Raw genomic sequence first — 26,474 nt, forward strand, 5'->3', positions numbered from 1 at the left:
GATCCATCCGATGAACATCCTCCAATACGAATCAAAAATCTGGGCCACTGCCGACTTACTGCGCGGCTGTGGCATCAAAGAATCCGAATGGCCATCCTTCATGATGCCGTTCTTTGCGCTGGCCATGATTGAAAGCCGCTTGGTACGGATGTTCGACGACCTCAAGGCAGAGATTGGGGAGGATGCTTTTGCCAAGATTCATAAAGACGACCTGTACGACCTGATCAAAGACAAAGGTCAGGGCTACAACATTTTCATTTTTGAAAAAACACAAGCGTTGACGGATATATGCAAGAACGACAAGTCATTTGAGATCGACTTCGATGCCTACCTAAAGGGCTTTGATGGCGAAACGAAAGATCTGCTTGGAGTAGATGCCTCCGAAGGGGAAAAATTCCTCGACATCAAAGGTGTAATCAGCAAGCTCAAAGCAAAGAAGGTGCTGTTTAGTTACACCAAGCTCTGGGCAGAGATTGATCTCAAGCCCTTCAACAACTCAGAAATCACCACGCTGGAAGAACACATCAAGCGCAAGTGGGCGGACATTTCTGCCGAAACCGCCGGAGAGCAATACACCCCGGACGACGTGATCGCTCTGATTGCCGAAATCATCGCTTCAAAAATCGAAGAGTCCGACACGCTCCTCAAAATCTATGACTGCACCTGCGGCGGCGGCAATATGTTGTTTGGGGTGGAAGACCGCATCAACCAGAAATTCAAGCGCCTTACCCAAACCTACGGCCAAGACTGGAACGATGCGCTTTATGCGCTAGCCAAGATTGAAAGTCGCTTCCGTCCTGATTCCAAGATTGAGCACGGCAATACGCTGGTAGAAGACAAGTTCGACAATGAAGAATTTGACGTCGTTATCGCCAATCCGCCCTATGGCGTGAGCTGGAAGGGATATGAGAAAGACATTACCAACGATAAGACAGAGCGTTTTAAATACTTGCCATCCATTTCAGATGGTCAACTGCTGTTCATGCAGCACCTCATATCTAAGCTCGACAGCGTCGGCATGGGCGTCGTGGTACATAACGGATCGACCCTGTTCAGTGGTGATGCCGGCTCCGCTGAGAGCAATATCCGCAAATGGATGTTGGACAGCGATATCGTCGAAGCAGTGATCCAGCTACCGACCGACGAATTCTTTAATACCGGAATTTTCACCTATTTGTGGGTACTCAATAAAAACAAACAGGCACATCACAAAAACAAGGTGATGCTGATTAACGCCAGCGAAAAATTTAAACCATTGCAGAAGAGCAAGGGATCTAAGAAAAATGAAGTGGATGAACTCAGCCGCCAGGAAATCGTGACCACTCTCTCGGCCTACCGAGACAACGATTACGCTCGCGTGTTTGACAAGGAGTGTTTCTACTTCAATAAACAAGCCATCATGCTCACCAATGTCGATGAGCAAGGCAAAACCTTTGAAGCGCACTTGCCGATGAAGGAAGATAAGTTCGGTGAAATGAAACGCGTCAGTTCAATCGAATTGACGCCCACCAAGATCACGCAGGGTGAACTTGAGCTGACTAAATTCTGTATCACGAAGTACGACGTGACTCAATACGCCTCGTTGGACAATTATTGCTTCGACGCCATCAAGCCCAAAGTTGCCCAGCTCGATTACAAAGAGCAGCCGTTGGTCATCACCACTGTCGATGCCGAATATTATTACGACGCAGATAAAGAAACCCTGATCAAAGAATCCAACGGCAAGAAAGAAGAGCTCGGCTGCGGCAAGATCATCGTTTCGGCCAACTACAAAAAGGCCACCAAAAAATTGTCCGAGCGCATTGAGATTTGCGTCGAACTGACTGCGGACTATCAAAAAGACTACGAGATTGTCGCCTTCCATAAAGATGCAGCAGCAAACCAAGCCGCTATCGAAGCCTTTATGGCGCGCTACATCAGTAAGCCGTTCGAGTATCTGGAGAACGTCGTCGGTGTTGAGCTGAACTTCAACAAGATTTTTTATCAACCGGAAAAGCTGCGTGACGTGAGCGCAATTTTAGGTGAGCTCGCGAATATTGATGGTGAGTTGAAACTTCTTGAGCAGGAGATATTGCTGTGAATCTCCGCTCTCACCCGTATGAGTCATATAGGCCTAGCAATAGTGAATGGGTCGATCAAACCCCTGCCGAATGGGAGGAGACAAGAGTCAAAGACCTTTTCAGACTCGTCACAGACAAGGCTCCTGTCGACAACGACCACGAACTATTGTCGCTTTACGCAAGCATAGGCGTCAGGCCACGTAAAGATTTGGAAGCGAGAGGTAACAAAGCCAGTTCAACCGATGGTTACTGGCTGGTAAAAAAGGGCGATATTGTCGTCAACAAACTCTTGGCCTGGATGGGTTCTGTTGGCTTGTCTGAATACGATGGCGTTACCAGCCCTGCTTACGATGTTTTGCGAAAAACATCGAAGCTCGTTGATGTGCGATATTTTTCCTATTTGTTTAGGACAGAGATCGCCAAGCAAATATTCAAGAGAAATTCGCGCGGCATCATGGATATGCGGCTGAGGTTATATTTTGACAAGCTCGGTGCAATCTCTGTTCCCGTCCCGCCGTTTTCGACGCAACAGGCCATTGCCACTTACATTGACACCAAAACGAGACAGATTGATAGGCAAATAGATTTGCTCGGCCAGAAGGCGACGCAGTACGGCAAGCTCAAACAATCGCTGATCAACGAAGCAGTCACTCGAGGGTTGGACAAGTCCGCTCCGATGAAGGACAGTGGGGTGACATGGATCGGCCAAATGCCAGAGCATTGGGAGCTAAAGCGTATTAAGGAAGTTTGCGATATCAATAAAAACACGCTCACTGAAAAAACACCTGCCTCGTATGAATTTGATTATGTTGATATTGGTAGCGTCACATATGGAGTGAGAGAGTACACAAAAGAGCGAATGACCTTTGATGCTGCGCCATCTAGAGCTAAACGTATTGTCCAAAAAGGAGATACGATAATTTCAACAGTGCGGACGTATTTGAAAGCAATAGCGACTATCGATACGGAGGTGGTTGATCTAATTGTTTCCACTGGTTTTGCAGTTATCTCGCCGCGAAAGAAAATTGCAGATAGATATTGCTCCTATTTGCTAACGTCCAATTGCATCGTTGATGAAATTTGTGCCCTGTCGAATGGAGTCAGCTATCCAGCGACTAACGCGACGGTAATTGGCGATTTATTTTTTCTTATTCCGCCATTGGCTGAGCAAGTCTCCATCGGTGCTTATCTGGACGATAAAACTGCGCAGATAGATCGCACCGTCACTGCCATCGGCAGCCATATCGACAAGCTCAAAGATCTGCGCAAAGCGCTGATTAACGATGTTGTCACTGGCAAAATAAAAGTTGTGAGCGAAGGACAAGCCGTATGAACGAACTTCATCTGCAAGACAAGTTCCTGATCCCGTTCTTTCGGGAGGGCTTGGGCTACAAGGAAGTCAAAGCGAACACTGTCACCCAAGCGCTCATTATTGAAGAAGACTTGCAGGCGTTTATTGCGGAGAGCTCGCTCAACCAAAAGCCCTACGAGATTTTGCTCAAGAAATATAAGGGCGACAAAAAGGCTTTACTTCAAGAGCTAATGACATTGATTGCAGAGCGCATCGCCAGCAGTCGGAATATGGCCTTGTTCATCAACGCCAACAAATCGATTACCTTGCAAGGCATCAAGCTCCATCTGTTTTACACCAGTGACAGCGTGATTCACGGTAATGCCCTGTTTGAGGAAAACATCTTCTCTGTAGTGCAAGAGCTTCCGTACAAGTTCAACTATCAAGGCTCGCAAATTTACGCGTTCCGTCCCGATATCGTGACGTTTGTGAACGGCATTTATCTCGGCTACAGCGAATTGAAAAGCAATTACACCAGCCAGAACGCCAGCAAGAACGGGCGAGGAAAAGTGCTGAAAGATTACTTTGAAGCGGTGAAGGTGTATCACCAGCACATCGACAGCAATGACATGCTGAGTGACAAAGAAAAGCAGAGTTACCGCAAGGACTTTCTCAAAATCTTCGAGAGCGCCATTCACGTCACGACCACCGACATTGGCGAAACCTATGTCATCCGCACCATTGCCGATTACTTTGACGAGATATTGGCCACCTGCCGCGAAGGCAAATTCGACCGTGAAGAAATAGAAAAAAAGGCCCATGGCGTATTCAAGCTCTACCCCTTACTCAAGCCCGATGCCGAAAAGAAAAACAAGCTCAAAGAGCTGTTTGCCGCTTTGTACGGCAAGCTAATGGTCGAGAAGGAAATCCTGTATTACAACTTCATCGAGCGTGACGTCTATGTCAACAAAGGGGTGAAGGAGGTGAAAGACCAAACAGGAAATTTGATTTCACCGCGCCCGAAACAGAAGTTTGGCACCGACAAGATCATGGCAAAAATTGATGAATTCTTGGCTCACGAGCAAGAACCTGACTATTTTGAGAAATTGCTGGAAAGGCAGTTGGTGGGCGTTTCCGAGGCCAAGAAAAAAGAACTGCTGGAAAAGCGTAAAAGCTACTCCAACAACAAAAACGTGTATTCGCTGTTGATGCAGTACGCCGCCGGGTTTGGCAAGTCCAACATCATCGGCTGGTCAGCACTGCAGTTGAAGGACTTGCGCCGCCCCGATAGCCACGGAAAAGCGCAGTATGTCTATGACAAAATGATGATTGTGGTGGACCGCCTGCAACTGCGCAGCCAGATTGATTCGCTCATGTTGAACATGAACATCGATAAGCGCATGGTGATCGAGGCGACCAACAAGAAGAGCTTTCAAGAGGCTCTGGCGTCTGACACGCGATTGGTGATTGTCAATTTGCAGAAGTTTGGCGCGGTACGCGAAATGCTCGACGCGGATGTGCTGAAAAAGCTGGCGGGCATGCGCATTGTTTTCTTGATTGACGAGATCCATCGATCCAACAGTGGCGACCAGCATGAAGAAATGGTGAGCATTTTTGACGAGCTGCAAAGCCCGTTTGATGGCGACGCCTACACCGGACAGGCCACCAAGAAGAACTTGATCATCGGCTTTACCGCCACGCCAGACGACCATACCCTGGCGCGCTTTGGCGAGTTCAGTGGCTATGCCGAAAGCGAGAAACTTTGGCGGCCATTTGACAGCTACACCATGAAAGAAGCGATTGAGGATGGCTTCATCCTTAATCCGTTGAAAAACATTGTGCCCGTCGCGTCCAAGATGTTGTTTGATTTGCCTGCGAATCCGCTCGAAGGTTTTACCGAGAAGGAATACAAGGACGCGCAGAAAAAGCAGATCTATGAAAACCGTGATCGTATCGATGCTATCGCCAAGTACGTAGCCGACCTGTTAGTCAAGGACGTTTACCGTCAAATACGCGGCACCGGCAAGGCGATGCTGGCCGTGCATTCAATCAAGGCGGCGATTGCCTATCAAGGCGCGGTGACGAAACACTTCAACGCCTTGGTGAAAGAGCCAAAATACGAAAAGTACGCAGATACGCCGATCCATGTGGTGTATTCCAGTAACCAGGATGAGCAAAGCGCTACCGGACTCAATGGTGGCTTGACGGAAGAGAAGGTGTTGGAGAGTTTTGCGCTCTGCAAAAATGGTTTGATGATTGTTGTCGCCAAGCTGCAAACGGGCTTCGACGAGAAAAAATTGCACACCTTATTCCTTGACAAAGAAATCAAGGGAATCAGCGCCATTCAAACCATTTCACGCGTGAATCGCACGGCGAAATACAAGAACGACTGCAAGATTGTTGATTTCTCCTACAACAACGTGAACGTTCAAAACATCAAGGATGCCTTCGAGCACTTTTCTGACGTGGTGGTGAGTGACTTCGATCCGTTTGGCGACAAAAAGGTGCTGGATGTATTGCTGACCGAACTGAAGAAGTCAGATACATACGACAAGTTTTTTACGGTGTTCATGGGTATCTACAAGGACGCCGCCAAGCGCGACGAACCAGAGAGCTATTTGGACTTTGAAAGCAGCCTGAAGAAATACATCGACGCCAACCCGCAGCGTACCGCCGATACCAAAGCCAAGGCTTCGCAGTATTTCACCATTCTCAATCGTATTGAATACGTGATTGAGTTGGATGCCAAGTACAGCGAACCAAGCTTTTTATTCTTCTGGCGAAAGTTCAATACGCTCTACAACATGCTGCATCGAAGCGAGGACATCAAAGACCCGATTGAGGTGTATTTTGACAACCAGATTGGTATGGTTGAAGTGGTCGCTGCCGAATCGAAAAAGAAGAAGAAAAAGCCAACAGAAGTTGCTGAGGGAGTGCCACCCGGTCCCGGTGGGCAGTTTGATATTTTGGCCATCATTGCCGCCCGTAACGAACAGGAAGCAAAGACGGGGACATTGATCAAAGATTTTGAAGCCAAGATCGTTGATTTCTTCCACTACGTGCGCGAATCAAGCGAAGGTGAACGACTGATCGTCAAGATCAATTCGCACGTTTCCGAGAATGAAATCTACGACGACTTTGCGAAGATCTATCGTCGATACAAAGCGCTGCATCGGCAGACTGTTGGGGATTATTTCTTCAAAGAAACCGAGGATTTAGTTGATAAGTTATGTGATGACTTTGAGATCACCGTGCGGGATGCGCAGTGAGCAACGGGCGCAGCTTGTGGAAATAATGGGCGTAGGAGCTTGATGTGGCGACAACAATAAATCAGAGCTTTCAGCAGCTGAAGGCGAATCTTGAAATCACCGGGCTGCAACAGCAAACGGTTTCTACCCGCCAACAGAACGTCCGAGATGCCGTTACTACAGATCTCACCGTGCTGGATACATTCTTGACGGGGTCGTACCGACGCAGCACGATGATCGCTCCGCTCAAGGACACGGATATCGATGTGTTCGTCGTACTTGATGCGTCCTATTTCAAGCAGGATGGCCAAGCATCGCTACTCGACAAGGTGAAGACGACACTCAAGAAGACGTATCCGACCACGCCGAAGATCAGCCGAAACGGACAGGCAATTACCATCACTTTTACCGACTTTACCGTTGACGTGGTTCCGGCCTTCAATCGACAAGGTGGCGGCTATCTTATTGCAGATTCGGTCAATGGGCGTTGGATTAGCACCAATCCGAAAAAGCACGTCGAAATATGGTCAGCCGCGAACGCCATACACCAAGGCAACTTGGTTCCACTGATCAAGATGATCAAAGGGTGGAACAGACAGAACAGTGCCTTGTTCCGATCATTTCATCTGGAAGCGATGATCTTAGCCATATTGACCAACGTGACAATATCAGACTATCCGTCTGGTGTTCGGTTTGTTTTTGACAAGGCGCGGCAGGCTGTCAAAACGGCCACCCTTGATCCATCAGGTTACGGCGGAAATCTTGCTGACTATTTGAACACCCAGCAAAAAATCGCCGGCGTGGTCAGTCGGCTGGAAACAGCATACTGCCGTGCAGTTGAAGCTGAAAGTCTGGACAAGCAAGGCAAGATAACACTGGCGGTTGACAGATGGCGTTTGATTTTCGGAGATTACTTCCCTGCATATGGCTAACCAACCTATAAAGATCGATCCGATCCGAAAACGCTACTACCGACCGCTCGAGGTGGCCGAGTCATACTCGAATTGGCTCTTCTATCTCGTGGCTGCGCTATCCATTTCGGCATTGGTAGTCGAGAGAGCAATATACCCAAGGCTTTATGACCTCGTGCAGGGCGCATTTGTAGTCGGCGTATTGGCGCTGTTCTTCATTGGGCTTGGCATCCGGCTTTACTGGACACCGCGCGCCGAGGATAAACGTCGACAGGATTTGCTCTCGAACTCTTTTGTCGTGCCCCTCACTCATGAGCAGACATCCGGCTACTACAACAACGACCAGACCAACCCTTTTAGGCGGCTCTGCGCATCGTTACTCGAAAACAGTTTCTTCAGCAAGAATGTGTCCTTGCGGATGGCTCACGGCGAGCGTATCAGAATGACTGTGTACACACTGATTTGGATTGTCGCGCTATTGAACCGCGCCACAGATCTTGCTCTCGCTGCCGCGATGGCTCAGGTCGTTTTTAGCGAGCAAATCATTTCGAAGTGGATTCGTTTGGAATGTCTGCGGATGCGGTTTGAGCGAATTTATGATGGGCTGTATCGGCTTGTTCAAACGACGACAAATTTCGATAAAGAGGAGTTTCGTGTCTGCGTACTGGAAGCGTTTGGGGAATACGAGACTGGCAAGGGATATGGTGGCATTACTTTGTCAGCGAAGGTTTTCGAACAACTGAACCCCACGCTGTCGGACGAATGGCCGAAGATCAAGCACGCACTGAATCTCTAGACTCTGTGTAGATAGATGTCAGACGCTACCCTACGTCGCGCTATAAGCCCTGGTAATTGCCGTCCGGAAGCCTATACCCATTTTGGAAATTCCCGTGCCGCCGCCTCATGTTCACCACGATTGCCTTGTCGCCGATCAGCGACGTCAGTGTGGCGATCGCCATCAGCGTGGCCAGCCCACATCTTCAACCCGCATGTCTACGCCGCCCCGTTCACCCGCTCCGCGACATGCAGCCCACCCAAACCCAGCATGCCAAGCGTGAGCGTCGCCAGTGGGCCGATGTCGAGCGAAGGCAAATTGATCGGATGCCCGACTGCTGCGGCCACCGCGTTCGTTAGCGGCCCACCCACAAAATTCCACGCGTACCCCGCGACGCACACCCAGCCAAGGCCCCCACGCCAGTGCTGCAGCGGGTCAGTGCTTTGCGCTTCGGCCTTGTCGATATCGGTCTGCGTTTGCAGTAGCGCAAGCGATGCTGCGAGTTTGGCTTTGTCCTCCTCCGTTTTGTCGGGGAAGAACATGCCGATGATGCCTTTGGCAGCTTCCGCCGCCGTACCGATACCAGTCATGTCCATGGTGGTTTCCTTCAGGATTGGCGGGCGGTTGGCTCACAGCCCTGCGCCCAGTGATAGTCAACGTTGTGTTCGCCAGTACCGACGAATTCGATCAGTTGCGCCAGCGTCACGCGGCTGTTGAGGATGGCCATTTGCGCGCTCCCGTCGTCATTCGCCAACGATCCGTAGCGACTGCCGACCAGCGTGCATCCATGCACCTGGGTTTCCATCCCCTGTGACACATCCCCCGCGAAATTTCCGCAGTGGATCAGGCAGTCCTGACGGCCATGCTTGTCCTCCAGGCGCAGCACGTCGCAATCGAGATGGTCCGAATGCCAGATCGCCGCGCTGTAACTGTCGTTGATGATGCAGGAGATGCCAGGCGTGTTGTCCTGCCATGGCAATTCCAGCGTTTCGCAGGTAAAAGTGTCGCCTGCTGGATTCACGACCGTCAGATTGCCCGGCGTGCCGCTGGGCGTAGATTGTTTTCGGGTGATGGTGATGTTCATTTCAGACCTCCGGTTTTGGTGTAGGTGTAACCAGCCAGCATCAGAATGCCGGCGATCAAGATGCGTTTGAGCCAGGACACCACGCCCCGACCGATCACGCGCTCGAATTGCGCCTGTATTGCGTCCGACAGGGCCTGGCTGAGCACAGGAGCGGATTTCTCAAAGGCCGCACAAAGGGACTCCGTCAATGCTTGACGATCGCTTTCTGATAACAAGCCGTCCCTGGTTTCGATCGGACGGCCGCATTCACAGACATGGGGCCTGTTGGTTTCCATGCTTGACTCCTCGAATTAAGAAATGGGATGCCGCCGGATCTGGCGGCAGGAATTACGCGGGCACGCGACCTTCGCGCAACCACTTGACCGCGATCCACTTGTCACCCTCGATCACGGCGTTGCCGCTGTGCAGAGTGAGTGGATCGAGTTGGCCGTCTGCATCGCAGTAGGAGAAGAAACAGGCGTTCCCCTGGACAGCGGCCACCTTGATGCCGGCGTGCGGAAACTCGGTTTCACCGCCCATCGGCACCGTGTTCAGATAGAGCAGGAAGGTGGCGATGCGCTGACCGCCCTTCTCCGGTCGGACGATGTCGGCAGAAGACGCGCTTTCCGGCGGGAAGTAATCCCAGTGCGGGACATAGCGCTGGCCAGGCTCATAACGCAATACCTGCAAGCCTTCGCCGTTCTCCTGCGGGATGCCGGTCAGTTCGGCAATGCATTGCTCCAGGTCAGCCACCAACGGCAACTCCGCTCGCTGAAAGTGGCACCCGGAACTGGTGCGGGAATCATCCACGCGCACGCCCTCGCGGTGGTGGACGACGGAGGACCGTTGAATGCGTGGCCGTGCAAGTTCGATCAGTGCCTGGCAGGCGTTGCCATCGAGAACCCCGCTTAGTGCGACCACGTTCGGTTTCTTGATCGACGCCAGCACCTGATAGCGCCGATCACCAGCCAACATCTGCGCCTGCGGATAGTTCAGACGGATGGTGGCCGGATCATTCATGGCGCACCGTCGTGAGGTACGTGCGGTTGAGCATCGGGTGATCCTGATCGGTCGGCCCCCAGTCACCGTCGGGGTGGAAAGCAATCACATCGAGGCGCTGATCCTCGGTGCGAAAGCGATGCAGTTCCCGTTCCTCGATACAAAACAGCGTGCCGGCAGTCAGCGGAATTTCCTGATCAGTCAGGCAAGCAAATCCGGCGCCGCGCGCGACCACGCCCAGCCGGATCGACGGGTGAATGTGAAACGACTGGCGCACATCCGCCGGAAATGACAGATGGCTCAGGCTGGGATCACCGCGACGCGGCGGGTAGACCAGGAGCGAATCGGAACAGTTGTCGATGTAGCACAGCCGCCCCGAGGCCTCGATCGGTCCGCCGACCAGTCCCTGTCCCCGAAAACCATGGCGGATCACGGCAAAGACCTGTGCGCCTGCATCATCGTCAAGCGTCAGCGTTGCCGGCTCGTCATCGGTCGCATGACAGAAATACTGGCCTGGGCCGACCGAGCGCAGGCGTTTGGACGTGGCAGTCCCATGCGGCCCGGCAATGATGTGCGCAGCCTGTTCCGTATCGGCCGACACCACAAACCCATACAGCGTCGAAAACGGCGGTATGGTGATGTGTGCCGTTTCGTCTCTCGACAAGAGCCAGGCCTGCGATGGATACATCCCATGACGGGCATCGATATACATGCCAGTTTTCATGGTCAGGCTCCCGAAGTGGTTGTCGCGACGACGATGCCGTTGGCCTTGTTGTAGGTCGACGCGGCACTGGCGAGCTTGGCCAGGTCACTGCTGTTGGTAGTCCGGAATTCGTTGTAGGCAGACTGACTCTCCCAAACAGTGGTCGTCGTTTTGGTGAGCCCATCGGGCGACATTGCGACCGATCGCGATTGCACCGCAGGGTTGGTGCGCAAAGCGTGGTCGATGTTGGCGATCGACGCGGCGACGTCCGGATCAATGTCAGCACTGTCTTTGAAAACGGCCTGGCTGTTCGATGTGCGGGTCGAGGTTTTGGTTACGGTGAACGACATGGGATCTTCCTCTCATGGAATGGTTGGTTAAAAACAGGGATGCGGCACAGGCCGCAAGTCAAAAACAGGAATCGGTGGGTGCTCAGGGGGAACTGCGCACAAATGCTTGCAGCCCGGCCTGGTCGACCGGCAAACCATCAGTCGTGATGGCTGCCACCGGCGGATACTTGAAGACCCGGCATAGCGAGCCGATCTTCAGCTTGGTGAGATACCCTGCGTCGCCGGTGAAATCGACGATATAGAGCTTTGCCGGCATCTTGTAGGTGTCGATTCGATCCCCCATTTTTTCGGCGGGATGCGTCATGCTCCAGTACTGGAAGGCCTCGCTGTCGAAGAAGTGCTGGACCCGGCCGATCAGCGCCCTGTAGTCGGCGCGTTGCTCATAGAGCAGATGACGAAACTTCACGTGCTGCCACTTCTGCGAGAAATTCCACCACCACAGAAAATCCTGGGTGCTCGCCAATGGGTACGGTGCTTGCGTCGCAATCGGCGCGTAGTGGCGATAGATGGTCTCGCCCATCTGCGCATCGCCCGAGAGGCTGGCGAACAAATTCGGCAAGACCTCAGCGTATGGGCGCGAAAGACTGTCGAATCCCAATCGCCGGGTGCATTCGAGCATCAGGTCGGAGCCAAACAGCTGGTCACCCAATTCGCCGGTAAGCACCACCTCGTCAAACAAGCCAGCCTTGCCGACAGTGCGCTGCACCGTCAGCTTGCCGGCAATCTGCGTGTGATAGAAGGCTGGGTTCTCCATGATGCTGTGACTGGAGAGAAACACGCTCAGCCGGTCATGCTCATGGACGGGAAGCGCCTTGAGCAAAGCGACCAGCGTCACGGTCGAATCGATGCCGCCCGACCACATGATGTGCAAGTGAGAATTTGCAGCGAGCAATTCCTGCGCGCGGGCATCACAGCAGTCAGCGAAGGAAACATCTTGTCTGCCAGCCAGGCTCGCCGGATTTGGCATGGGACAGCAGGCAGCAAAGCGCAGCAAATCAGGTTTGATGGCCAGCCGCGAAGTGGTGACAACGCCTCCCAGGACCTGGCGCAGTCCACTGGCCAGTGAATGACCCGCGACCAGATTGCGTGCCACGAGCAATTGAGTCGGCAGTTCAGTCATGGCAGCCATACCTCACGAACAGTGAATCAAGATCGTGGTGATCGCGCGTGGCGCTCACCTGCGCGAGTGCCTGGAGTCGCCGCACCTCGGACTGCACCAGCGCATCCTGCCGGTCAGCGAACTCGATGCGCACGCGATCTGCTGCTGCGGCAAGTGTCGTGTTCGAGGCCTGCGCCAGTGCGTTCAGCAGCGGAAGTGCTTCTGAAACATTGCTCGTTTCCAGGCGCTGACATTCGACATAGGCCAGGTCGAGCAAGCGATCCTGAAGCGGCAATGTGCCCGGAGCATGGGTCGCACGCTGAGCACGCAAGGCCGCATGCACGCGGTCCATCAATAGAAGTCGCCGGTAGTGGAAGCGGTAGTCCTCCGCATCCGGCGCCGCTGCTTCCACCACCCCGTCACGCAATCGATACCGATAGGGCTTGCGGTAGTTGAAATCGTCTGGCACTTCGCCCCAGTAATGGAACGGCTCGTAGCGCTCGTCGAGCTCGCGAGCAAGATGCTGCCGGTCGAGATCGACGTAGTTGATGACATAAACGATGACGCCGGTCGGCATGAAAGCCAGCCCGGCCATTTGTACATACATGAATGACTCCTTTGATCAACCACCGGTTGGCGGGGGCGGGGGTGGAGGTGGAGGCGGCGGTGGAGGAACCGGCGGAGGTGGTGGTGGCGGAGGTGGCGGAGGTGGCGGTACCGGCACAGGTGGCGGCGGCGGAGGAACCGGCACGGGTGGTGGCGGCGGCGGCGGTGGCACCGGTGTTGGGGTCGGAGCCGGCGTCGGTGCCGGCGTCGGTGCCGGTGCTGGTGGTTGGTAGGCCGCCAGCGCAGACGCAATCGCCACGTTGACCATGTTTTGAATGGTCGGCATTTCTGCCTGAATCGCAGCGCGAATCAATGCCTCTACGGCCAGCGTGAGCTGGTTAAGGCTGTTGCGATCCGGCACGAGGCCGCCCGCGACAATGGCGTTGCGAATCTCTTCGCTGATCTGAAAGAACCAGTAATCCCCGGGTGTGGTGGCCGGTGTATTGGTCGCCGGGTTGCCATCGGTCGGGTAACCAATGGACGGATTGCTTGGCACGGCAGGTGGCGTTTGGGCAGCGTTGGCTTCCCATACTCGGTTGTCCATGAAATCTCCTACAGTTCGTTCACGTATAGCTAAACAGCAAGGTGGTGTGCGCGGGCTTGATGCGTCGCATGACGCACTCAAGCAATGTGTTGCCCCAGGCAGCCAGCGGATCGGATACGCGACCGTTGACGGTGAGCGTGGTTTTCGTGTCCCCTACGGGCGTGGTGATCGTCCATACGTAAATCCAGCCGCTATTGGCCAGTGGGTTGTTCACCGGCGAGATGACGGTGTCGACTTCTTTCCAACCCTCAGTGATCGCGATGGCAAAACCCATCGCCCGCGCCACGGCGATGAAATAGGCACGTGACTGACCGCCAACCTGCACGAGTTTGGAAACCAGCGCGGCTTGCAGTTGCGGCTGCATCTGTTGGCCGCCAAGCGCAATCACACACGGATCTGGTAATCCCGCGACGCGCTCCCAGTCGGCGAACAGTTCAGATGTCGTGCGCGGATCGGCCTCCTCGATGAGTTGCCACGCGCGCGTATCCAGCCGCGCCAGTTCCTGCGCAAGCCCGGTAAACAAACGGGTAATGCCCGCATCAGGGTCATCCGTCCATGCAGGCCCGTAGGGCAGCAACTGTTGCAACAACGTCTGATAGTCGGTCGCCGCCAGCGGCTTGCTGACCTGGTTTGTCACTGCTGAACTTACAGCCACGTCACGCTCCCCATGACCGGGATCTGGCCGGCGGACATGACGATGTTGGCAGCAGGCGTTATCAGGACGTAGTCCCACTCGCCAGCCGCCGCCGAGATCGCTGAGCGCATATGCGAGAGCAGGATCGTGCCCCCGGGCTGCCCCTCGCGTGCCAGCAGGTCAGCCAGTTCAGCCGTGACCGCTCTTTGTTCGGCCAGGGTATCGGGGCTCAATCCCTCAACTGTGAAATTGACTGGCACTGCGACAGGCGCGTAGACGGTCACATGGGCTGTCACCGGGCGCAGGCCATCGATGAAATTTTCTATTTCCGCAATCTGTGCTGCGGTCGGCAGGATTGCGGCGCCGGTGCCGTTGCCGTCGCACACAAAGGCAACGCCGACGGTGCCCTGACCGAACTGTTCCGGCACACACCATGCCCTGGTGGCTCCGCCGCCCGGGGCTGCCAAGGTCCATTGCACGTAGTCGTTGGCATCTCCACCTTGGGGAGGTTGTTGAATGCGATTGAGCAAGCGCGCACGCAGGCTGTCGTCTGATTCGAGATCGCTGCCACCCGAGAGAGGGCCGAGCGTGGCAGTTGTCTGCACGCCGAGAATGGGCGTGACCAGATTGACGGTTTGGTTGACGTAGCCATTGCCGGCTGCGGCAGGATTGACGGCGGCAACGGACGCTGTGGCGAGATTTCCAGCGACCGTGATGTCTGCCGTGGTTTGAAACTGCGTGCCATCGAGCGTCTGCACCAGAGTGCCTGCCGGGATGTCGGCAGCGCCTAGCGTCACCGTGAAAGCAATGCTGCCCGTGGCAGGCGTGGCGACCAGTCGCTGCACACCCCAGACTGATGCCCAGCGCTCCAGAAACTCGGCCTCGGCGGTGTCAATGATGATCTGGCGACTGATCCATTCGATGAAGCCGTACAGACCGTGTGCGACACCGGCGAGCACACGTGCATAAACCTGAGCGTCTGCGCGGCGCAGCACGTTGTCCAATTGCAGCCGCTGAAAAACATCATTCGTGGTGCGGTTGATCAGATCCGCGAGGGACGGTCGATTAAACATATTCAGACCACATTCAAGAAACTCCAGAGGTTCTGGAACCGGATGACGGCCAAGGCGCTGCCATCCGCGTTGTAAAAAGTGCAGCCAAGCGCCAGGGTCGACAAGCCTTGGCGCTCAGCAGAGACATCAACCCGTGCTGCCACGCCATCGTCGAGCAGCCACTGCAAGGCTTCCCTGGCATAGTCCTTGGCCTTTTGAACCGTGGTGTCGGTGAGCTTGGCGCGTGACAGCAGCCAAAGCCGGGAGCCGATGCGGTCGTTCGCTGCCGGCGGGTACGAGTCACCCCACCAACCCATCCGGGAACCCGAGCCATTGGGCAAGGCATCGTCCGCATTGGCGCGTCGCCAAGTGAAGAGACTGACAATGACAGCCCGCACCAAGGGATCGGCCTTGTCGTTGTCGATGTCCTGCAAAAGGCCGAGCGGGATCATCCGACCGTCAACGGTGACGGTCAGCGGCATGGTGTCGCGCATGGTTATTCCTGCTGGTTTGGCGGACTGGTGGTGAACCCATCACCGTGGCTGTCGGTGCCGCTGTGGGTATGGCCGTTGTAGGTCGCACGCATACCTGCCATGGTCTTGGCTCCACCCTGATCGGCAACATCGCTGGCGGCCGTGATGGTCTGGTCGCAGGTCAGGTTCTGTGTCACTTCCAGAGTGCCGACTATTTTTGAGTTGGCATTGATGGTCAGGCCTGCGGCGAAAGTCATTTCACCGCTGCCATCCCCATTCATTTGCACTGTCGAACCCGCCTTGTCGGTCAGCCTGATTCCGCCACGCATGAGATAGACCGATTGGCCCTGGTCGTCATGCAAGATTACTTCACCGGTCGTCAAGCCTTTCACGCGATAGCGTCGATCGGCAACGCACACGACGACACCATGCGAGCGGTCGCCATCAAGGAACAGCGCCAGGCACTCCGCGCCGGGATTGGGTTGGCTGGTAAAGCCATAAGGCTCGAAGTGCTCGACCTTGTCCTTGGACTCACCGGCCAACAGGCGCAGCTGCAGCGATTGCATCTTGGTCGCGGCATCGACCAGCGTGACAGTGCCGCGCGCGATCATGTTGGACAGGCGCCGTGCATAGGGGGCGACCAGTTTTGCGAAATCTGTCATTGCACGCTCATCTCACATCACCCCAGGTATCGGCGCCGCCTTTTTTGACTTTGCCCTTGACCGGTTTGGCGGCCTTGGATCGATAACCGTCCGGCGGGCCGACACGCAGCTGGGTGCGCAAGCCACCGGCGTCGAGCTGGTAATGCACTTCGGCGATGACCATCGTTTGATCCAGACCGATCAGGCTGTCCGTGACGCGCACCAGCAGGTTGGGTAACCACAGGCTGCCATCAAGCTGGCGCCAGCCCGCTACCGTATAGGTGGTTTCAAGCGCCTTGGCCGCCCGGTGCGCGCGCTCATACAGGGCGCGGTCTTCGCAGGTGCCCGAGTCCACATGACCGGCCTGCTTGAGCACCAGCACCCGAAAGCGCTTGGACCTTGCATCCAACAGGCTCGCGGTGACCGGGGCACCGGTGTCCGTGATGCCGCCCTCGAATTCGGCTTCGCTCTCGTCATCCCCCTCGGCTTCATTGGCATCGACGCCGAAATCACTGTCGTTACCTGCGCGCTGCCCCTTGACGACATAGCGCGACATCACCGCCTTGAAATCGAGCTCGCAGGCGCCTTCGCGGATGTTCTGGCCCAACACCAGCGCGGTGCTGGCATTGCCGGCGCTGCCCACGTCGATGAATACGAGGTCGCCTTTTTCGTTGTCGGTGGAGAGCACATGGCGCAAGCGCATCAGCCGGTCGATGCTCTCGAACACCGTTTCTCCAACCTGGACGTGATGCTCCGCGATGGGCGAACCTGTATCGATTTCGGATAGCACGCGCACGCCATAGGGCGCGGCAAGGGCAGCGGCGATGGTTTCCAGCCTGGCGTTGCGCCAGACGTTGGCACCACTGCCAGCAACGGCTGCGGCGGGTTTGATGACCTTGCCCGTCTTGCCGTCCTTGCCTTTCACGTCGGCCCACAGGCCATTGCCCAATGTCGGCGGCGAACCACCTGAGTCTGGCGGGCAGCAGTCCACCAGATCACAGGTCTTGCTTCTGCCTTTCACGGTGACGCTGACGCGATTGCCGCCGTACTGGATCGGTGTGGCATCGACAAAACCGGTGAGCACCAGATCGTTGCCGATGAAGACTTGGGCAGCGTCAAACGGACGGATGCTTCGCGAGAGAAAGGCGGCAGAAGTCGGCTGCCCCGGCCAGCGGTCGGTGACTTCCAGCTCGAAGCTGCGGGCCTGACGTTCGATGCCGGCCTCGATGTTGATTTTTTTCCAGCCGCCGTACTCCTGACCTTTGATAATCAGGCGCACCTGATTCTCCGGCAGTCCTGCCGGATACCCTGGGTCACTCGTCATGTCAGGCGGCCAGTACTGAAAGCGGAATTGGCGGCGTCATGCCGGGATGCCGGATGCCGTTGCGAAAGAGAATCTCGGCGTCACGCGTGGCATCAAAGTAGAGCTCGTAGGCGATGGCCAGCATCGGCATCGTCTCCAGCGGTGTCCATGTGGTCAAACGAGCCGCGCTTTGCGCGCGTCCAGTTAAATCTGCGTAGACAGCAGAGCGCGCTTCTTGCAAGGCATCAAAGGTGGCATCGCCACAGAGGCGCATTTCTGCGTCAAGCGCCGACAGCAGCGTGTCGCGCACCGCCAGCATGGCATCCTGCGTCACCTGCTGAATGACCGCCTGCGGCTGGGTTACGCCAGCTTGGGCGTTGTCCTGTTCGGTGCCAACCAGTGAGGAGATGCCGACCGCCTGCGCCAGCAGCAGTTGCCGGCCGAGTCCATACACCGCGCCGGTATTCAAGTTGGTTTGTCTGCGCGATGGTGTGTCGTTGCGAGTCACTTGATTCACGCTAGGCGGCTGCATCGCGTTCGACGATGCGGTCCCACTGATCAGCTTAACGACACTGGACCACGCGGCAACGCTACCGGCGGCACCGGACAGACCGAAGGCATTGAGCAGCGTCTGCCCCAGCATCGCAGGATTGCTGATGAATGATGCGGCTTGCGTGATGAGATTTGCAGTGGTGGTCGCAGTGCCGAGCACTTGCGCAATCTGACCGGCGCCCAGAAACCCCAGCATCGTCGACAACTGCCCCTGCGCCGCGCTTGACACAAAACTCTGAAAACCCGTGACGGTGAACGACTGCGAGAAATCAGCCACTGCAGCAGAGGCCAATCCGTCTGCAGTCAGCCTGCTTGCCGCCTGCGTCGAACTGGTCGGATTAGGGAACGCCAGTTCACCCGACTCCACGAAGGACATGGAAACGGTTGCCATGCCCAGCCCGGAATCGAAGCGCACGCGCGCCGGTGCCGACAGGCACACTTGCATCGAACCAAGCCAGGGATGCACGAGCGTGGCCGCACCTGCAGTTTCCAGTGCCGCCAGTAGTTGGTTGGCCTGATCGACATAGTCGGTACCGATCAGAAAGCCATCGAACGACATTTCACGGGTGGCCCGGCCTAAGTCCTCCACCCACGGTTGATCGCGCTGGGGGTATTCATGGACCTGCACGCGACGTCCGACGCCGAGATCGGCGCCATTGACCTGAAAGGGCACGCCACGAAACGAGGCGGGCCGCAGCAGGCTGGATAAGTGACTCATCAGGAATTTCCTTAATGGTCGTGGTTTAGGGCATCGCCAGCGCGTAGGCGCTGTAGCCCGCATCGACGTTGATCGGCATCGTTCCGCCCCGGACCTGTTCAACGCGCGAGCCCGATGGCAGGCCATCAATCTTGATGTTCACTTGCCCCTCGACCTTGCCGGCGGACTGCGCAGCTGGAATCAGGGAGGTTCGCCCAGCGCTGGCCGGCAATGACATCATGCCGGCCGTACCTGTTCCCGCCGCTGGGTTGTCCAGCGTGTGATTCATCGTGACATCACCACCATTGAGACCCAGCGCAGAACCCACAACATGCGCGACTGATTTGGCTGCATTGATGATCCAGCTGAATTTCTCGGAAAGCCATTGGGTCAGATTGCCGAACCAGACTTTCAACGGCTCCCAGTGGCCGATGATCGTTTTGGCAATCCAGCCAATGGGGCCGAGGCAAGTGAGGATCAGATCGGCGTGCGCCTTGAGCCAGCTCCAGAAACCGGCGAACCAGCTTTTCACGGTGTCCCAGTTTTCATAGATGATCCAGGCAGCCGAGGCGATGGCCAGAATGATGCCCAGCGGATTGGCCATCAGGGCCGCACCAACTGCGCGGATGCCGCCACTCACCATGGCAAACGCACCCGACATCACGCCGCTCATCGACACCGTGGTCGTACCAAGCAGCATCCACGCCGCACGCAGCAGGCCCAGTGGCCCGCTGACCAGCGTGGCAACAACGCCCGTGCGCACCATGGACAACAGCGCCGCATTGCCGGCGATATACGCCTGGGCCGCCATGCCGACAAACGCAAGTCCTGCGCGCGCCACCGCACCGGCCAGACCACCCAAGGCCACGATGGTCTGGGCATTCATCACGACCGCCAGGCCGATCAGTGCGTTGCGCGGACCGCCGACGAAGTTCACCAATTTGCCAATGCCTTGTCCGAACGCGAGCACGCTTTTAGCCATGCCACGCCAGTCGACGCTGGAGAGCCAATGCCCGAGGTCTTTGGCCATCCGTCCGACCTCATTGGAGACCAGCTTCTTGTTGGCGGCCATCCAGTCGTTAAAACTATCGAGCAAGGGCTTGATGGCGGGCACCAGGTTCTTGGCGATCGTCATCTGAAAACCTTTGCTGACCATCTCCAGATCGCGCAGCGACTTGGCAAATTCGCGGGATCGTTCGATATCCTCCTGGCCCATGACACCCTTGAACTTGGACATCCGCGCCTGCGCTTCCTCAATGCCCTGGCTGCCCTGTTCCAGCAAGGGCACTATTTCCTGCCACTTCTTGCCGAACAACGCCATGCCCATGCGCGCACGCACGGCTGGATTCTCATTGCGCACGAAAGCGTCCGCCAGTTCCGGTAGCACCGTCATGCCACTGCGCATCTGACCGGACGCATCGCGCATGGAAATGCCCAAACGCTGAAACAGTGCAGCAGCCTCCTTGCCTCGACCACCGGCCGCGCGGCCGAGTGCAAGATTAAGTTTCCCCAGAGCGCCTTCCATCTGCTCGACTGCGACACCGTTTTGTTCGGCGACGTACTTCATGCGCTGGAACTGCTCGACGCTCATGCCGGCGCGGGTTGCGCCGTGATGCACGGCCTCGCCCAGTTCCGAGTAAGCATGGATCGCATCCTTGACTTTCGCCAGACCAAACCCTGCAGCCAAACCACCAGCCAGACCCACCGGCAGGCCAAATTTACCCGCCAGTCCTGCCGCGCTTTTGCCAATGTCAGTGAGGTATTTGCGCGCAGCCTTAGCCGGGGCCTCGACAGATTTCAGCGCGCCAATCATGCTCTCGGCATTGGCAGACAGAATCGCTTTCAACTCAAAACGATCAGACATAAAAGAGTTCGGCTCTATTCAGGTTGGAGTTGACGCGCAATACGTTCGGCTTGCGCGTTCCACTGGTCAAATTCGGTGAGCGTGAGCGTCAGGATGTCGCGCGGGGAGGTTTTGAAGAACCAGGCGAGGTCGAAGACGCGCTCGGTGAACTGCCCGTCGATGTCATCTCCGTTGCCACGTCCGCTCCCGTACTCCCTTCCCCGAAAAAACCCAGTACCGCCTGGGTCGCCTTGCCAAAATCGGACAGCGATATTGCCTTGACGCTCGAGAGCGGAATCGTCGCCAGACGGGCCACGTAATTGGCGACCACATTCATGCGAACGTCGATGGCCGGATCGGTCATCCCGTCTCCGGGGATCAGCCGCATTGGCTGACCCAACTCGATCAGGTCAGCGGTGGTAGGCGCGCGCAAGGTGATGTGGTCGATCTCTTCGCCATGGGCGATGACGGGTTTGCCTAGCACTATCGTCAGTTCATCGTTGTTCATTGGAATTTACTCATTGGTTGTTGCTCCATTGGCCTTGGCTGCCGGAGAACTCGACCTCGATCGTGCCCTCGACAGGTTTAACTTTCGGCTCACCGCGCACGAAGGCATTGGAGAGCGTGTAGACGATGCCGTTGGCGAGTTCCGCCGTGACGGTCAGGGTGGTGTTGGTGCGCAGTGAATTCACCGGAAAGTCGGGCGTGAACAAAGCGTTGATCTTCACGTAGGGCTCAAGCGCCGTTTCCTTGTAGCCCGCAGGTCCAGCCAGGCCCATGACGGCCTCGCGTTTGAACTCGGTGAGCGGGATCTCGATGTCGCCAGAGATTGCGAACTGGGCGCCATCGACTTTCACAAAACAGATGCCAGCAATGCGTTGTGCCATGGGTTCCTCCGATCAGGCGACGATTTGGGATGCCGGGTATTGCAGGCGGAACTGATTCAGCACGGCGAACACACGGAGTTGGTTGACGTAGTCCGGCGGGAACAAGACATTGACCCGGTTCGGGTCAGTCGAGTCCCGCTCAACGATCAGGTATTGCTTGAAGGTGTCGAGGTTTTCGACGACACCGAGGTACTCCATCTCGCCATAGGCGGCGCAGATTTCACCCTTGATCACTGCCGGAGTCACGATGGCCTGGCCCGCCGCGAAGCGGGTGCCGTCGTCGGCCAGCTTGTGGCGCGGGTATTTCGATGTGATCACGCTCTTGAGCGCGCGCAGCACATAGGCCGAGGTGTGCAAGGTTTCCGAATCCAGATAGCTGGTGTCGGGCGCACCGAAAGCGTTTTGCTGGTAGGTCGTGATGGCGCGCTCCACGCGCAGTTGGCCGCCGGAAATGAAGCTCGTCGCGATCCCGAAGCTGAGCAGCGCTTGCCTGTCCTCGAACAGGAAGCGGTTGCCTGCACGCGGTGCGAGCAGGCCCAGCAGCGGCGTCGTCTGCGTCGGGCGTGCGGGATCGGCCGCAATGTCGACGGCATTGGCGCCACCGTAAGCTGCCGCATACTCCCAGCAGGGATTTGGGCAATCGGCATCGATGGCTGCCACCGTGTGGTGCTGGTCGTTGCGCGTCTGTCCGAAGGCGACGATATCGCTGAGGATGCCGCGCAAGGCGGTGTAGCCATGACCGTAGATCTGCTTGGCATAGGACCAGCGTCCGGTCACGTCGTTGAGCTCAAGCTGCAAGTCGTTCAGCGCCTGCGCCTGGGCATACGGATGGATGATGAAATCGTAGGGGTCGTCGCCCATGCCCGGGATGGCGGTGGCAGCCAGTGAGGGATCGGTCGAGCCGCCAGTCAGCGTCGGGCCGGAATAAGACAGGCTCACCCCAGTAGGCACACGTTCGCCGGCGCTCCAGCCCAGAAAGGAATCCAGGATGGTGATGTCGTTGGCGGTCTGTCCGCTCCACTTGCTGGTGAGCGTGACCACGGCCGAGCCTTCCGAAATCGCCGACAAGGTGCGCACGGCGTAGCCATACTCGCCGGTAGCGGCCGTCACCGGCAGGTCTAGGGCAGCATTGATGCTGCTGACCATGTTGGCCGCAATGTTGTAGGGACTGTCACCTAACTGGACGCCGACGTTCACGCGCTGACCGGCGATGTACAGCGCGATGGCGCCTGCGGCATTGGCGTAGCCGTTGATCACGATCGTGGCCGAGGCCTGCGAGGCTGCCGGGTCGTCTTGCACGGGGATGCACCACAGGTTGCAAGAACCGGCATCCTGCAGCCGATAGCTGGCCACCATGCGCGCCAGCATTGAGCTCTGACCGAACAGGATCAGCGCCGACTTGGGATCGGTGACTAACACCGCCTTGTTGGGTGTGGCTGTTCCCCAGGGAAACATCTGACCGATCAGCAACGCGTTGAGCGCCTGGCCACCCATATTGGCCTGACTGTTGTCCATCTCCGCGTAGAACAGCGGCACGCGCAAGTTGGACGGAATGTGCTGAAACGAAATGCCGCTCATGACGCGCTCCTTGCTGGCTCGGGTGTATTACTGGCCGCTGTCGCAGGTGCTGGTGCCGGGGTTGATGCGGCGTTGGCAGCAGGTATTGGTGTTGCAGCCGTTGCTGCAACAGGTGCGACAGGTGCGGCCGCTGCGGTTGGCGCAGGAGCGGCCTCGCTCAAAGTGATGTCGCCATCACGAAAGCGTCGCTGCCAATACTGGGTGACCTGGCCGATATTCTGGCCAGTGGCCGGCAAGAGTTTCCTCGTGCCGGGGATGGGCACTGTTCGGCCCGCAATGGGAATGGCGTACATGAATGCTCCAATGCAAAAAGCCCGCGACAGCAAAAGCCATGGCGGGCGGTGATGAAATTGATCAGGCTCGTCGTGAGCTTGGGTTTAGAAATTCTTTAGGGCACCGCCACATTGAACTCGACACGGCCGTCAGGTCCGTGCGAGCGCGGTGCATCTACCGTGGCCTGCGCAAAGTCAGGCACCGGGTTGGGTGGATAGGTGGCGCTGGGGTCAAAGACGGGGGTGCCGACGTCGACTTCCACGTTGAGTGCCGATCCAGGCAGCCACAGACCATCGGCGCCCCGCAGCCCAAAGTCCGGCAAGGCCGCCAGCGCACCGGCTTCCCAACCGTCTGTCGGGCCGATCCACATCTGTGCGCCGAATTCAAACTGGTACCAAAGGCGCGCACGGTCGAGCGACAGGAGGCTGCCGCCCTCGTAGAAAATGCCGTTGTAATCGGTGGCCAGGTTGACGGTATTGACCGGACCCGGAATCCAACCCAGGAGCGCGCGCCACACTTCGGCGCGAATGGAGTGCACCGAGGCGGCGCCACTCTGGCCTTTCTCATCGGGGCGGTTGTCCAGTCCAACGATCACCGCAAAGCTGTCGGTCATCTCCTGACCAACCGCGTTTTGCACTTTCGGCGGCTCGGGCCGGTCATCAAGCGGAATGACAAACGCGCAAGGCACAGGCAAGGCCACTGCCTCGGAGACGGGTTTGAATTCCGCTGCGCCGGCCACCCGGCCGTTGAAGGATGGGCACAACGCGCGCATCTGCGCGATGATGAGTTCCAGTTGCATGTCTATCTGGGCACCAAGGCATGGCGCAGGGCCTCGCGAACCTGATCACGAACCTGGTCTCCACGATGCGCCAGTGCCGCCGTCATGAAATTGCCGCGTGCCGCGATATTGCGCGCCGCTGATCCATAGAAGAGCACGGCCGGGTAATAGAAGCTGCCCGGAATGGCGCGCACACCGACCTTGATCCAGCCGCCCTTGGAGCCTTTGCCGATCACACCAATGGCGCGACGCATTGCACCCGTCTGCTCGCCCGGAAATTCGCCAGGCTGTGACACCATTTGTCGTGAAACCAAGGTGCGAGCCTCCTTGCGAACCACCGCTGCACCCTTGACCAGAGCGCGGCGCATCTGCCTGCGGTCGTAGTCAATGACACTGTGAAACTCAAGACCGACGTGCAGCTTGATACCGGAAATATCGCCACTACTACTTTCATGCGTCATGTCGTTTTCCTTTACATCGGTGGCTGCGCCAGGTCTTGCGCGACTGGATCGATGGCACCGAGGTCTTTCGCCGTGATCCGGATAAAGCGGTCGGCATCCTGAAAGTTCTGCGCCTCGATGATGCGAAAACGCCGGACGCGATATTCGATGACGCGGTTCTGCGCAAAATATTCTGCAGGTGTCTCGGCGCTATAGCGCACCCAAAAGAAATGGGTGGGATCTTCGCCGGTGGCCACGCCCATGCGCGCGGCAATGCCGCGTATCGGCTCGACCTTGGCCCATCGGGAAATGCCGGCATCAAAGGTCTGATCGACGTTGAAGCTGGCATTGGGCATGTCTGTCCATAAACGGATCAGGATGCGACGATTGAGCTCTCCAGTATCCGGCAGCGTCAGCGCTTCGCTCATAACAAGACAATCTTGTAGGGATCAAGCAAGGCATCGGCAAAGGGCAACTTGTCCATGCGACCTCGTGTGAACGCCACTTCTCCACGCTGGTTGTAAAGGCTGTCCACCCGCAATTTGATCCAGTGTTTGATACCGGCAGGCACCTGAGTCGAATCGCCGTAACCGGCCACGAACTGAACCGTTACCGCGCCGATCTGCGGCAAGGTCGGCTGCCATATCTGGCCAAAGATGGGCGTGATGCGGGTCAGGTCGTCGGTGGAGCTGACGACGTAGTCCTGCTGCGGCATGGTCACGACATCAAAGTTCATATCCAGGTACGTGATGGAAGACACAGCCTGCACCGGCCCTTTGGGAACGAGGATGGCGTGGCCCGGAATGGAATAGGAAGACCCTGCCGGCACGCCCATCAAACCTGGCCCCGGAAAGGCGTCGAGCACCAGATTCCAGGTCGCTGTCAGCAGTTGCCGGTTGGTCAGTGTTTCCGCCATTTGCCGCGCACTGCTGATCAGTGCCGTGATCAATCCATCGTCATCAGGGATGTCCACGCGCAGATGCTGCTTCACCTCGGCCAGCGACACCGGCTCGGCAATTCCGGTGACCGTATCGACGACCGGTGGCGCAACGAGGTGAAAGGGCATCAGTTTTGGCCGGCCTGGTCAGGCGCTGCCACGGTTGCCGTTGGTGTGGCGTCAACCGTCGGCGCAGCCTCTGCCGGTGACGCGACTTGCGCCGGCTGATCCACTGGCGTCGCCGTCACGGGCGGCACCGGTTCAGCGGCTTGCGCAGTCGGATCGGTTACCGTCGTATCAGCGGATGCCGCTGCCACAGGTGCCGGATCGGTTGCAGCAGGCGTTTGTGTCAAGTCGGGCTGTGGTTGAGAGACAGTTGCTGTCGCTTCGGTCGCATCGGTCGTATCAGGCGCAGCGGTCGCATCGGCAACAGCGGGCGTATCCGTGGCAGCGCCGGTAACCGGTGCTGCTTCATTTTGAACAGGTGCGTCCGCTACGGGAACCGGGCTGCCTTGTTCGACGTTGTTGTCTGGTTGCGGCGCGGCGTCTGCATCAGTGGTCTCTGTCGTGGCAGATACTTCGACGACAACGATCTCAGCGTGTCCGGCCTCGACGTGCGAAATGGTTTCATCGGATTCCGGATAGGTCTGTCCCTTGGCATATTTGACCGATTGCTGACCAGCGCCGTTGATGTGGAAAAAATCGATGACGTAACGAATGAGGTTCATGGTGCGTTT

General features: G+C 56.9%; 30 protein-coding genes. 6 read left to right on the forward strand and 24 right to left on the reverse strand.

Annotation, left to right across the window (positions count from 1 at the left end; genetic code table 11):
• Nucleotides 1-10: 10 nt before the first annotated feature.
• From ACO0KV_RS07435 to ACO0KV_RS07455, 5 genes are read left to right on the forward strand one after another with little or no spacing between them, the layout of a single operon-like run.
• Nucleotides 11-2,080 carry an HsdM family class I SAM-dependent methyltransferase gene (locus ACO0KV_RS07435; protein ID WP_423041422.1) on the forward strand — a complete coding sequence of 690 codons (2,070 nt, stop codon included), beginning with the start codon at nt 11-13 and terminating at the stop codon, nt 2,078-2,080.
• Nucleotides 2,077-3,393: a restriction endonuclease subunit S gene (locus tag ACO0KV_RS07440; protein ID WP_423041424.1), complete on the forward strand. Its 1,317-nt coding sequence runs from the start codon at nt 2,077-2,079 to the stop codon at nt 3,391-3,393. The genes ACO0KV_RS07435 and ACO0KV_RS07440 overlap by 4 nt, the downstream gene beginning before the upstream one ends.
• On the forward strand, nt 3,390-6,620 hold the full coding sequence (locus tag ACO0KV_RS07445; RefSeq protein ID WP_423041426.1) for a type I restriction enzyme subunit R domain-containing protein: 3,231 nt from the start codon (nt 3,390-3,392) through the stop codon (nt 6,618-6,620). The genes ACO0KV_RS07440 and ACO0KV_RS07445 overlap by 4 nt, the downstream gene beginning before the upstream one ends.
• Nucleotides 6,621-6,664: 44 nt before the next feature.
• Nucleotides 6,665-7,531: a CBASS oligonucleotide cyclase gene (locus ACO0KV_RS07450; RefSeq protein WP_423041428.1), complete on the forward strand. Its 867-nt coding sequence runs from the start codon at nt 6,665-6,667 to the stop codon at nt 7,529-7,531.
• On the forward strand, nt 7,524-8,306 hold the full coding sequence (locus ACO0KV_RS07455; protein ID WP_423041430.1) for a hypothetical protein: 783 nt from the start codon (nt 7,524-7,526) through the stop codon (nt 8,304-8,306). Before ACO0KV_RS07450 ends, ACO0KV_RS07455 begins: the two co-directional genes overlap by 8 nt.
• A 197-nt stretch (nt 8,307-8,503) precedes the next feature.
• Here the strand turns inward: ACO0KV_RS07455 and ACO0KV_RS07460 are convergent, their stop codons facing one another.
• The 8 genes from ACO0KV_RS07460 to ACO0KV_RS07495 form a co-directional block, all read right to left on the reverse strand.
• Nucleotides 8,504-8,881: a 3TM-type holin gene (locus tag ACO0KV_RS07460; RefSeq protein WP_423041432.1), complete on the reverse strand. Its 378-nt coding sequence runs from the start codon at nt 8,879-8,881 to the stop codon at nt 8,504-8,506.
• 11 nt (nt 8,882-8,892) lie between these two features.
• The gene (locus ACO0KV_RS07465; protein WP_423041434.1) at nt 8,893-9,369 is read right to left on the reverse strand and encodes a DUF5675 family protein; all 477 of its coding nucleotides are present in this window, start codon (nt 9,367-9,369) and stop codon (nt 8,893-8,895) included.
• Nucleotides 9,366-9,644, reverse strand: coding sequence for a hypothetical protein (locus ACO0KV_RS07470; RefSeq protein WP_423041436.1), 279 nt, complete (start codon nt 9,642-9,644; stop codon nt 9,366-9,368). The genes ACO0KV_RS07465 and ACO0KV_RS07470 overlap by 4 nt, the downstream gene beginning before the upstream one ends.
• Nucleotides 9,645-9,696: 52 nt before the next feature.
• Nucleotides 9,697-10,368, reverse strand: coding sequence for a 2OG-Fe(II) oxygenase (locus ACO0KV_RS07475; RefSeq protein ID WP_423041438.1), 672 nt, complete (start codon nt 10,366-10,368; stop codon nt 9,697-9,699).
• On the reverse strand, nt 10,361-11,071 hold the full coding sequence (locus ACO0KV_RS07480) for an AraC family ligand binding domain-containing protein (RefSeq protein ID WP_423041440.1): 711 nt from the start codon (nt 11,069-11,071) through the stop codon (nt 10,361-10,363). The genes ACO0KV_RS07475 and ACO0KV_RS07480 overlap by 8 nt, the downstream gene beginning before the upstream one ends.
• 2 nt (nt 11,072-11,073) lie before the next feature.
• The gene (locus tag ACO0KV_RS07485) at nt 11,074-11,400 is read right to left on the reverse strand and encodes a hypothetical protein (RefSeq protein ID WP_423041442.1); all 327 of its coding nucleotides are present in this window, start codon (nt 11,398-11,400) and stop codon (nt 11,074-11,076) included.
• 82 nt (nt 11,401-11,482) lie between these two features.
• Entirely contained in the window at nt 11,483-12,520 is a 1,038-nt protein-coding gene (locus ACO0KV_RS07490) for a hypothetical protein (RefSeq protein ID WP_423041444.1), read from the reverse strand.
• Nucleotides 12,513-13,106 (reverse strand): hypothetical protein, encoded by a 594-nt coding sequence (locus ACO0KV_RS07495; protein WP_423041446.1) that lies wholly within the window; start codon nt 13,104-13,106, stop codon nt 12,513-12,515. Before ACO0KV_RS07495 ends, ACO0KV_RS07490 begins: the two co-directional genes overlap by 8 nt.
• Between ACO0KV_RS07495 and ACO0KV_RS07500 the strand changes: the two genes are divergently transcribed.
• A complete protein-coding gene (locus ACO0KV_RS07500) occupies nt 13,105-13,338 on the forward strand; it encodes a hypothetical protein (protein ID WP_423041448.1) in 234 nt (77 codons plus the stop codon). The two genes, ACO0KV_RS07495 and ACO0KV_RS07500, sit on opposite strands and share 2 nt — an antisense overlap.
• A gap of 330 nt (nt 13,339-13,668) precedes the next feature.
• Here ACO0KV_RS07500 and ACO0KV_RS07505 read toward each other — a convergent pair whose 3' ends face one another.
• The 16 genes from ACO0KV_RS07505 to ACO0KV_RS07580 all read right to left on the reverse strand — a co-directional run bounded on the left by ACO0KV_RS07505 (nt 13,669) and on the right by ACO0KV_RS07580 (nt 26,465).
• Nucleotides 13,669-14,304: a YmfQ family protein gene (locus ACO0KV_RS07505; protein WP_423041450.1), complete on the reverse strand. Its 636-nt coding sequence runs from the start codon at nt 14,302-14,304 to the stop codon at nt 13,669-13,671.
• Entirely contained in the window at nt 14,295-15,356 is a 1,062-nt protein-coding gene (locus ACO0KV_RS07510; RefSeq protein ID WP_423041452.1) for a baseplate J/gp47 family protein, read from the reverse strand. The genes ACO0KV_RS07505 and ACO0KV_RS07510 overlap by 10 nt, the downstream gene beginning before the upstream one ends.
• Before the next feature lie 2 nt (nt 15,357-15,358).
• On the reverse strand, nt 15,359-15,829 hold the full coding sequence (locus ACO0KV_RS07515) for a phage GP46 family protein (RefSeq protein WP_423041454.1): 471 nt from the start codon (nt 15,827-15,829) through the stop codon (nt 15,359-15,361).
• A gap of 2 nt (nt 15,830-15,831) precedes the next feature.
• A complete protein-coding gene (locus tag ACO0KV_RS07520; protein WP_423041456.1) occupies nt 15,832-16,470 on the reverse strand; it encodes a phage baseplate assembly protein V in 639 nt (212 codons plus the stop codon).
• 7 nt (nt 16,471-16,477) lie between these two features.
• On the reverse strand, nt 16,478-17,773 hold the full coding sequence (locus ACO0KV_RS07525) for a phage baseplate assembly protein (RefSeq protein ID WP_423041458.1): 1,296 nt from the start codon (nt 17,771-17,773) through the stop codon (nt 16,478-16,480).
• 1 nt (nt 17,774) lies between these two features.
• On the reverse strand, nt 17,775-19,022 hold the full coding sequence (locus ACO0KV_RS07530; RefSeq protein WP_423041460.1) for a DNA circularization protein: 1,248 nt from the start codon (nt 19,020-19,022) through the stop codon (nt 17,775-17,777).
• A 25-nt stretch (nt 19,023-19,047) separates the two neighbouring features.
• Nucleotides 19,048-20,865: a hypothetical protein gene (locus ACO0KV_RS07535; protein ID WP_423041462.1), complete on the reverse strand. Its 1,818-nt coding sequence runs from the start codon at nt 20,863-20,865 to the stop codon at nt 19,048-19,050.
• An 88-nt stretch (nt 20,866-20,953) separates the two neighbouring features.
• On the reverse strand, nt 20,954-21,352 hold the full coding sequence (locus ACO0KV_RS07540) for a phage tail assembly protein (RefSeq protein WP_423041464.1): 399 nt from the start codon (nt 21,350-21,352) through the stop codon (nt 20,954-20,956).
• A gap of 10 nt (nt 21,353-21,362) precedes the next feature.
• Nucleotides 21,363-21,731, reverse strand: a complete 369-nt coding sequence (locus ACO0KV_RS07545) for a phage tail tube protein (RefSeq protein ID WP_423041466.1) — start codon at nt 21,729-21,731, stop codon at nt 21,363-21,365.
• Nucleotides 21,732-21,743: 12 nt separating this feature from the next.
• Nucleotides 21,744-23,309, reverse strand: a complete 1,566-nt coding sequence (locus ACO0KV_RS07550; protein ID WP_423041468.1) for a phage tail sheath subtilisin-like domain-containing protein — start codon at nt 23,307-23,309, stop codon at nt 21,744-21,746.
• Entirely contained in the window at nt 23,306-23,602 is a 297-nt protein-coding gene (locus ACO0KV_RS07555; protein WP_423041470.1) for a DUF2635 domain-containing protein, read from the reverse strand. Before ACO0KV_RS07555 ends, ACO0KV_RS07550 begins: the two co-directional genes overlap by 4 nt.
• A gap of 95 nt (nt 23,603-23,697) precedes the next feature.
• Nucleotides 23,698-24,381, reverse strand: a complete 684-nt coding sequence (locus ACO0KV_RS07560) for a phage tail terminator protein (protein WP_423041472.1) — start codon at nt 24,379-24,381, stop codon at nt 23,698-23,700.
• A gap of 2 nt (nt 24,382-24,383) precedes the next feature.
• Nucleotides 24,384-24,821, reverse strand: coding sequence for a hypothetical protein (locus ACO0KV_RS07565; RefSeq protein WP_423041474.1), 438 nt, complete (start codon nt 24,819-24,821; stop codon nt 24,384-24,386).
• An 11-nt stretch (nt 24,822-24,832) separates the two neighbouring features.
• Nucleotides 24,833-25,228 (reverse strand): phage head completion protein, encoded by a 396-nt coding sequence (locus ACO0KV_RS07570; RefSeq protein WP_423041476.1) that lies wholly within the window; start codon nt 25,226-25,228, stop codon nt 24,833-24,835.
• A complete protein-coding gene (locus tag ACO0KV_RS07575; protein WP_423041478.1) occupies nt 25,225-25,866 on the reverse strand; it encodes a head-tail connector protein in 642 nt (213 codons plus the stop codon). Before ACO0KV_RS07575 ends, ACO0KV_RS07570 begins: the two co-directional genes overlap by 4 nt.
• On the reverse strand, nt 25,866-26,465 hold the full coding sequence (locus tag ACO0KV_RS07580; protein WP_423041480.1) for a hypothetical protein: 600 nt from the start codon (nt 26,463-26,465) through the stop codon (nt 25,866-25,868). The genes ACO0KV_RS07575 and ACO0KV_RS07580 overlap by 1 nt, the downstream gene beginning before the upstream one ends.
• Nucleotides 26,466-26,474: the final 9 nt, after the last annotated feature.

Source organism: Undibacterium sp. RuRC25W, assembly GCF_049339825.1.
GTDB lineage: Bacteria > Pseudomonadota > Gammaproteobacteria > Burkholderiales > Burkholderiaceae_D > Undibacterium.